At 47.9% G+C, this 7321-nt stretch carries 6 protein-coding genes; all 6 read left to right on the top strand.

The annotated features are described in order from the left end of the window. Window positions 1-905: ABC transporter substrate-binding protein (locus ACLTD4_RS16870; protein ID WP_412331433.1), on the top strand; the 905-nt coding region annotated here is incomplete at its 5' end. A 108-nt stretch (window positions 906-1013) separates the two neighbouring features. After that, the gene (locus ACLTD4_RS16865) at window positions 1014-2534 is read left to right on the top strand and encodes a sugar ABC transporter ATP-binding protein (RefSeq protein ID WP_055655250.1); all 1521 of its coding nucleotides are present in this window, start codon (window positions 1014-1016) and stop codon (window positions 2532-2534) included. Continuing rightward, complete coding sequence (locus tag ACLTD4_RS16860) at window positions 2531-3613, top strand: ABC transporter permease (protein ID WP_055655248.1); 1083 nt, start codon at window positions 2531-2533, stop codon at window positions 3611-3613. Before ACLTD4_RS16865 ends, ACLTD4_RS16860 begins: the two co-directional genes overlap by 4 nt. A gap of 1 nt (window position 3614) precedes the next feature. Further along, window positions 3615-4664 (top strand): ABC transporter permease subunit, encoded by a 1050-nt coding sequence (locus ACLTD4_RS16855; RefSeq protein ID WP_055655246.1) that lies wholly within the window; start codon window positions 3615-3617, stop codon window positions 4662-4664. A 139-nt stretch (window positions 4665-4803) separates the two neighbouring features. After that, window positions 4804-6033, top strand: a complete 1230-nt coding sequence (locus ACLTD4_RS16850; protein ID WP_117622307.1) for a response regulator transcription factor — start codon at window positions 4804-4806, stop codon at window positions 6031-6033. 8 nt (window positions 6034-6041) lie between these two features. Continuing rightward, window positions 6042-7321, top strand: a 1280-nt coding sequence (locus ACLTD4_RS16845) for a sensor histidine kinase (RefSeq protein ID WP_412331432.1), incomplete at its 3' end; no start/stop codon positions are given.

Here is a 7321-nt window from a genome sequence, read left to right as displayed (position 1 = left end):
CAGCTCCTGCAGCTGACAGCGGAGAGTTAATCCGGGTCGGCATCATCAACAATGACCCCAACGAGTCCGGGTACCGTACCGCCAACGATGCTGATTTGAAAGCCATGTTTACCAAGGAAAATGGCTATGACGCTTCATTTGCTTACAGCTTAAAGAACGATGAGCAGATTACGGCGGCACAGAAGTTCATCCAGGATGAGGTGGATTACCTGCTGTTATCCGCGGCAGATACCTCCGGATGGGACAGTGTGTTGAAGGATGCCCAGGACGCAGGCATCGGCGTGATCTTGTTTGACCGTACCATCGACGCCAGCGAGGACTTATATCTGGCTTCCATCGTTTCCGATATGAACAAGGAAGGCGAGACAGCAGTAAACTGGCTGGCTGACCAGGGATTAGACGAGTACAACGTAATTCACATTCAGGGTGTTATGGGTTCTGCGGCACAGCAGGGACGTACCGGCGCTCTCGACGCTAAGGTAGCGGCCGACGACTCCTGGAATCTGATCACACAGCAGACCGCAGAGTGGAACTCCGAGAAAGCACAGCAGATCGTTCAGTCAGTCATCGATTCCGGCTCTAAATTCAATGTCATCTACGCAGAGAACGACGATATGGCGAAAGGCGCCGTAGCCGCATTGGATAAGGCAAATATCTCCCACGGCGTCGGCAAGGACGTAATCGTTATGGGATTTGACTGCAATAAATGGGCGCTTCAGGAGCTGCTGGATCAGAACTGGAACTACGACGGACAGTGCAACCCGTTCCAGGCTTCCTACATCGACGAGATCATCAAGAAGGTTCAGAACGGCGAAACACTCACCGAGAAGACCATCATCATGGACGAAAAAGGCTTCGACGCCACGACCATTACGGCAGAAGACGTTGAAAAATACGGAATTTAGGCGACAAGCCAATAAAATGTTTATAGGATAGAAAATGGAAAGAGTGCAGCGCGGCATAACTGATATTCGTATGAACGCTTTGCGCTCTTTCCCTACAAAAAGGAGTGAATGGCGCTGGTGAAAGAGAAGTCTGTATTGGAAATGAGAAATATACATAAGAGCTTTCCGGGAGTACGCGCGCTGCAGGCGGTGGATTTTACCTTGTGTGAAGGGGAGATTCACGCGCTGATGGGTGAAAACGGAGCGGGAAAGTCCACACTGATTAAGGTGCTGACGGGTGTATATGAAAAGGATGAAGGCGAAATTTATTTAAAGGGCATGGAGAAGGCCGCGGTTATCAAGTCTCCCCGTGACGCACAGAATCTGGGAATCAGCACGGTATATCAGGAGATTACCTTGTGCCCGAATCTTACGGTGGCTGAAAATATGTACATCGGACGCGGAAAAACGCAGATGATGGACTGGAAGAAGATGAACGCGGATGCGGACGCGATTCTTGACAAACTGGGGATTCCGGCAGGGGCCACCCAGCAGTTATCCGACTGCTCCATAGCGATTCAGCAGATGGTAGCGATCGCCCGCGCGGTTGACATGGACTGCAAGGTATTGATTTTAGATGAGCCGACCTCTTCCCTGGACGAATCGGAGGTGGAAAAGCTCTTCGGTCTCATGAGGGATTTAAGAGAGCGGGGCGTGGGCATCATCTTTGTCACCCATTTCCTGGATCAGGTCTATGAGGTATGCGATAAAATCACAGTTCTGCGCGACGGCCAGCTGGTGGGAGAATACGTCATAGAAGAGCTTCCGAGGGTGAAGCTGGTTGCGAAGATGCTCGGCAAGGAACTGAACGATATGGAAAACATCCGGGAGAAGACAGAAGGCTATAAAGGCGCCGATGAGCGTGTCATTGAGGCCGAGGGTCTTCAGAGCGATGCGGGAATCAAGCCGTTTGATTTCTACATCAAAAAGGGTGAGGTCAACGGCTTTACCGGCCTTCTGGGCTCCGGGCGGAGTGAATGTGTCCGCGCCATGTTCAGTGCAGACAAGGTGATCGCCGGTACGATGAAAAAGAACGGAAAAGCGGTGAAGATTACAAAGCCTCTGGATGCCATGAAAAATGGGATTGCCTATCTTCCGGAGGACCGCAAGAACGACGGTATCGTGGGGGACCTCTCCGTGAGAGACAATATTATCCTTGCGGCACAGGTGCTGAGAGGATTTTTCCGGCCGTTCTCCAGAGCGGAGGCAAATAAATTTGCAGACGAGTACATCAAACTGCTGGAAATTAAGACCGCGTCCGCGGATACGCCCATTAAGTCGCTTTCCGGAGGAAACCAGCAGAAGGTCATTCTTGCCCGCTGGCTGCTGACCCATCCGGAATATCTGATCCTGGACGAACCGACCCGCGGCATCGACATTGGCACGAAAATCGAAATACAGAAGCTGGTATTAAAGCTGGCCGCGGAGGGAATGAGCGTCACCTTTATTTCTTCTGAAACGGATGAGATGCTTCACACGTGCTCCCGTTTGATCGTCATGCGTGACCGCAGAGTGGTCGGAGAGCTGTCGGGTGAGGAGCTGAATCAGGCTAAAATCATGGAAACCATTGCCGGAGGTGAGATGGAATGACAGGGAAGAAGAGTACAACGATATCAAATGCGTTTGCCGGTTTATTCAGGAAGCAGATTTTCATCCCCATTGCGGCGCTTCTGCTGCTGACGGTATTTAACCTGGTAATTGACCCGGCGTTTTTCAAAATCACACTGGGAACCAACAGCGGCGGAGACCCTGTTTTAACCGGATATGTGATGACGATTCTCGACTATGGCTCCGAGGTGGCCATTCTGGCCATCGGCATGACGCTGGTTACGGCGGCTTCCGGCGGACAGGATATCAGCGTCGGCGCGGCTGTGGCGATCGCAGGTTCCGTGATTTTGCGAGTCCTCGTGGGACTGGGCGGAGACGGGACGCTTCGGGCTCCGATCATCGTGGCATTTCTGGCCGCGTGCCTGGTCGCCATGGTATTTGGCGCGTTCAACGGCGTGCTGGTAGCCATCTTTAAAATCCAGCCCATGGTTGCGACTTTGATCCTCTATACTGCCGGCCGTTCCATCGCCGCGTGGATCAATAACAATGAGCTTCCTATCGTAACGGATAAGACTTTTACGTATTTCGGCGGATTTATTCCGGGAATCCCGATCCCCACACCATTTTTCCTGGCAGTGGTCTGCGTCATCATCGCCATGCTGGTGTTAAAGTTCACGAATCTGGGCTTATATACCCAGGCTGTCGGAATTAACGCCAGTTCCTCCAGGCTGAACGGTTTAAACCCTGCGTTTATCAAATGGCTGAGCTTCGTCATTCTGGGACTGTGTGTAGCGGTTGTAGCACTGATTAAAACGAGCCGTCTCTCCACCATCAACTATTCGGTCATTGCCAAGGATATCGAGATGGATGCCATCCTGGCGGTCGCCCTCGGCGGAAATGTGTTAAGCGGCGGTAAATTTAATATTATGGCGTCGATTCTGGGAGCCTATGTTATTCAGTTCCTCACGACAACCCTTTATAAGTTTAATGTCTCCTCGGATGCCCTTCCGGCCTATAAGGCCATGGTCGTCATCGTGCTGGTCGTCATCAGCGCCCCGGCTGTAAAAGAGAAGATTTCCAGCCTCGGAAAGAGTTTAAGAAAACAGAGGGAGGTCGCCTGATATGTCAAACACAAAAAAAACAGGCAGCCAGGCGCTGCCAAATAAGCCGAAAAGGCTGACTGACACGAATTTGCTGCTTCTCATTACGATCGTGGTTTTCCTTGTCATGTATATCGGAGCCATGATATTTCTGAAAAAGGGGTTTTTAAAGCCTCAGACATTTTTCAATATTCTAAATGCGAATGCAGCGCTCATCATTACCTCCTGCGGCATGAGCCTCGTTATGATCACCGGCGGAATTGATATCTCTGTGGGAGGCGTCGTCGCACTGGTCAGCATGAGCTGCGCCGTATACCTGGATTATCACGGAGGCAGTGTCTTCGCCTCCCTGCTGATTGCGCTGGGAATCGGCCTTGCATTCGGCGCGGTACAGGGCTTTCTCGTGGCCTATCTGGATATCCAGCCGTTTATCGTCTCACTGGCGGGGATGTTCTTTGCCAGAGGCATGACGACGATTGTTCATACGGCTCCGTTTAATGTGGCCAATGAAGGCTTTGTAGCTTTGAAAGATACGCGGATCAATGTACCCGGACTCGGAACGGTAAACAAGCTGGGAAAATACATTAACGCATATGTGGAGATTGGCGTGATCGTCGCCGTTCTGGTGGTGATTATCCTGTTCTGTATCCTGAAATGGACGAAGGCAGGGCGGAATTTTTACGCGGTGGGCGGCAGCAGGCAGAGCGCTCTGATGCTTGGAATCAATGTGAAGAAGACCAGATTTCTGGCGCATTTGCTCTGCGGCCTTCTGGCGGGGATCGGCGGTTACGTCTATTTCCTGCACGTAGGCTCCGGATCGGCGTCCCACGCCATGGGTATGGAGATGAATGCAATCGCGTCTTCCATCATCGGCGGAACGCTGCTGACGGGCGGCGTCGGCAATATCGCCGGTACGTTTGTCGGCGTGCTGTCACTCAGCACGATTCAAAATATCGTTTCCTCCATCGGCCTCGATCAGGCATGGTGGACGGGAATTACCGTGGCCGCCATGCTGTGCCTGTTTTTGGTGGTGCAGAGTATGATTATGGCGCGGAAGAAGAAAAGAGTATAAGGAAGAAGTGGATGACAATCCCCCGGTCCGGGTGTTCGGACCGGGGGATTGGTGTGTGTGGAGAGGGTATGAAAATCAAATAAATTATGGTAAGATAAAAACAACATGGGGGTGTTATTAAAAAAGGGAAGGGGTTTCTATGGCAACATTAATGATTGTAGAAGATGAGAGTTTTGAGCGAAATGCGTTAAAGAATAGCATTGACTGGGAGTTGATTGGGGTAAAGGTGATCGGGGAGGCTGCAAACGGTGCACAGGGGTTAAATCTGGCTATGGAACTGAAGCCGGACATTATCCTGACCGATGTCAGTATGCCTGTGATGAATGCGATTGAGATGACCGAGCGAATCCGGAAAATCCTTCCGGAAACCAAGATTTTATTTATCAGCTCCTACGATGATTTTGAATATGCCAGACAGGGGATCGAGTTAAATATTTTTTCCTATATGACAAAGCCTGTAAATGAGATGCTGCTGTTGAGAAATGTAAAAAAGGCAGTGGACCAGATTACGGAGAAGGAATTGGAAAAAAGACTGTATAACAAGATTAAAAATAATTATGAGGTCAGTTTAAAGCTTGCCCGGCAGGCGCTGGTCAGCAGAGTGCTGATGAATGTGGCAGTAGACAGTGAGGAAGCAAAACAACTGAATTTAGGCTGGATGTTGTCCAGAGATGGCGAATCGTTGGGAGAAATTGTAACGGCATTTGATGAAGAAAAGACAGACTGCATAACAAGGGGGCTGGATTCACTTACGAAAATATGCCGCAGCCAATGCCCAAAGGTTGTAAATATATGTCTGACCAGAGGAAACCTTGTTACGGTATTCTGCATAAGCCCGGAAGGAATGACAGACGCGGCAGGCAAACTGGAAAAATTAGTGGATGAATTTTTTGGAGAAAAGAACTGTAAAATTCTGCGTCGGGAATCCGTGTGTGATGAAGAGGGGAATACAAAAGACGCAGGGCAGCTGTATGACGAAATTCGTCAGAGAAGTCTTATATATGCAAGTGCTCAGGTAGAAGTGGGAACAGAGCGGAAAAAAGGGAAGGCTCAGATTGTATCAGAAATTGAAAATATAATACAAACGCAGTATACGTCTCCGATTACGATTGAATCCATTGCAAAGGCAATGCATTTTACACCAAATTATATCGGAACCGTGTTTAAAACAGCGAAAGGGTGCGGAATCAACCGATATTTAATGGGAGTCAGACTGGAAAATGCCCAAAGGCTGCTAAAGGAAAGCGACTTACCGGCCAGTGATATTGCGCTGCAATGCGGTTTTGACAATATCAGTTATTTTCATTCCAGTTTCAAGAAAGAAAAAGGGATAACTCCAACCGAATACAGGCAGAAGTATAAAGGGTGAGAATACAGATGGAAAAATGGAGAAATTGTAAATTCAGGACGCAATTATTTGCATCTTTTACACTGGTCATCGGTATCATTATTTTGAGTCTGGGAATTATTTTGTATATTTACCTTGGCAGCAGCTACAGAGAACAGGAGGAAGAAATTCTAACAACACAGGCGAAACAGGTTGCCATAAATACGGACAGCTGCCTTGCGTATTATGAAGCCTATATGAACCTGCTTCAAAAGGACAGTCATTTTTTAAATCTGCTGAAGGCAGATACTTATGAAGAGGCCAGTGAGTATTTAAAGAAAATGACGGCTGAATTTATGACGCTGAATTCGGGAAGAATCAGTGAAATTAATTTGTATAAGCAGGGTTTTTACGATGAAAAACATGAGAATTTCCGAAAAAATCATAAAGCCTTTGTAAGGGAACAGCTTGGAAAATCAGAGTACGCTTATGAAGGAACTTATTTAAATGACAAGAATGAAAAAGTATTCTCCTTTTATAAGAGAATTTATCAGCCAAATCCAAAACGATGGTATTATATCGAGTTTCGGATCTATGAAACGGAGTTGTATCGATTTTTTAATGAAGATAAAAGTGGTAACGATATTGTGATTTATAACGGTGATGCCGTGATGTCCATGTCAGACAGAAGCTATTTCTCAAAAGAACTGCAGCGCCGGAAAATAAATCCGGAAGGTGCGTTTATCCTGAAAGACAGCAATGGAAAGATTCCGATTCTTGCAGAGACTGATAATGGCTGGAAAGTGGTTGTTAATACGGATTTGAATTACTTAAAGCGCGGGCTGTGGGAGGTATTTGGAAGGATGCTTCCAATTATTTTTCTTATAATCGTGGCATCTTTTTTCATTGTATCCTTCATTTCCAATCAGCTTAATAAGAGGCTGGGGATCATCCAGAAAAGAATTATGGCGATAGGACATGACGAATACGAAGAAAACGCAAAGACACAGACCGAAGGACTAAATGAGTTTAAAGTACTGGAAAGTGAGATCGACAGAACAAAGCTCCATATCAATCAGCTGCTGGTGGAAATTGAAAATCGAAATAAGAGCAAACGTACCGCCGAGATGGTGGCCCTGCGGGCTCAGATAAACTCTCATTTCCTTTTCAATGCCCTGGCGACATTAAAATGGCTGACCAGGAGTGAGGAAGGAACGAGAATCCTGCCGGAGGCAATTGAAAAATTAGCAGTTTTTTTAAGATATTCTATCTCCATGCAGGAGAATCAGGTGGAACTGAAGCGGGAATTGCAGCAGTTGGAGGCCTATGT

It is taken from the genome of Hungatella sp. (assembly GCF_046966825.1).
The sequence above is the reverse complement of the archived record's forward strand: the minus strand, read 5'-3'. Positions and strand labels throughout refer to the sequence as shown.

Excerpts from the sequence above, each read along its gene's own strand:
- ACLTD4_RS16860 (WP_055655248.1), top strand. The coding sequence starts at position 2,531 with ATGACAGGGAAGAAGAGTACAACGATATCAAATGCGTTTGCCGGTTTA.
- ACLTD4_RS16850 (WP_117622307.1), top strand. The coding sequence starts at position 4,804 with ATGGCAACATTAATGATTGTAGAAGATGAGAGTTTTGAGCGAAATGCG.
- ACLTD4_RS16855 (WP_055655246.1), top strand. The coding sequence starts at position 3,615 with ATGTCAAACACAAAAAAAACAGGCAGCCAGGCGCTGCCAAATAAGCCG.
- ACLTD4_RS16865 (WP_055655250.1), top strand. The coding sequence starts at position 1,014 with ATGGCGCTGGTGAAAGAGAAGTCTGTATTGGAAATGAGAAATATACAT.